The organism is Pseudomonas sp. CM27, from assembly GCF_013179515.1.
Lineage (GTDB): Bacteria > Pseudomonadota > Gammaproteobacteria > Pseudomonadales > Pseudomonadaceae > Aquipseudomonas.
In genome coordinates, this window is the sequence record NZ_JABMCN010000470.1 from 1 (window position 1) to 853 (window position 853).

General features: G+C 57.7%; 1 protein-coding gene. It reads right to left on the reverse strand.

The features are described 5' to 3' along the window. Positions 1–202: 202 nt before the first annotated feature. Positions 203–754: a glutathione peroxidase gene (locus tag HP547_RS29015; RefSeq protein ID WP_172288941.1), complete on the reverse strand. Its 552-nt coding sequence runs from the start codon at positions 752–754 to the stop codon at positions 203–205. Positions 755–853 lie beyond the last annotated feature (99 nt).

An 853-nucleotide genomic window follows, 5' to 3' on the forward strand; every position in this document is an offset into this window, starting at 1 on the left:
GTGAGGGGACCCCGAAGCGCAGCGTAGGGGCCGGATGATGGGAGCGAGCGGTTTTTGGTTACTTTTTTCCAAGAAAAAAAGTGACTCGCCGTAAGGGCGAAAAGGTGAGTAAGCGTCGCCATCGCAACTGGACTGTTCGCCATATCAAAACCGGCGCATAAGCTCCAAGCTCCAAGCTCCAAGCCATGGGCATTCATGGAGGTCACGGCTGAGAGCCGATAGCCCTTTCAATGGCAGCCCGGAATTCCGGGTCATCCGGCTTGGTCAGGCTAGAGAAATTACCAATCACCTTGCCCTTGCGATCCACCACATACTTGTAGAAATTCCACTTCGGCGCACTGCTCTGGCTAGCCAGCTCCGCAAACAGCGGTATTGCATCCTTGCCCCGCACCGCCTGCGTCTTGGTCATCGTGAACGTAACCCCGTAATTGGCATAGCAGACCTTGGCCGTCTGCTCACTGTCGGCATCTTCCTGCTTGAAATCATTGGACGGCACACCAAGCATTTCAAGCCCCTGCCCGTGATACTCCTTGTACGTCGCCTCAAGCCCCTCGAACTGCGGCGCAAACCCGCAATAGCTCGCCGTATTGATCACCACCAGCGGCTTGCCCGCAAACCGCTCGCACAACTCGACCTGCCCCTTGCCCCGCAATTCTGGCAGGCTCCCCTGCAACAACGCCGGGCAATTGGCAGCCCAGCCTGATGCGCTGCCAACCAGGGCCAGCACCGGCACCGTCAACCAATGTGCACGCATGGTTCATCACTCCCGCAAAACATTCCTTGAGCTTGCAGGGTAGCGCCTAACAAACACTCATGCCCAATTGCATCAACGCCATCCCGCCCTGGTGCCAGC

What these genes read in the sequence shown, in the direction of transcription:
- HP547_RS29015 (WP_172288941.1), bottom strand. Translation starts at nt 754, where the DNA reads ATGCGTGCACATTGGTTGACGGTGCCGGTGCTGGCCCTGGTTGGCAGC.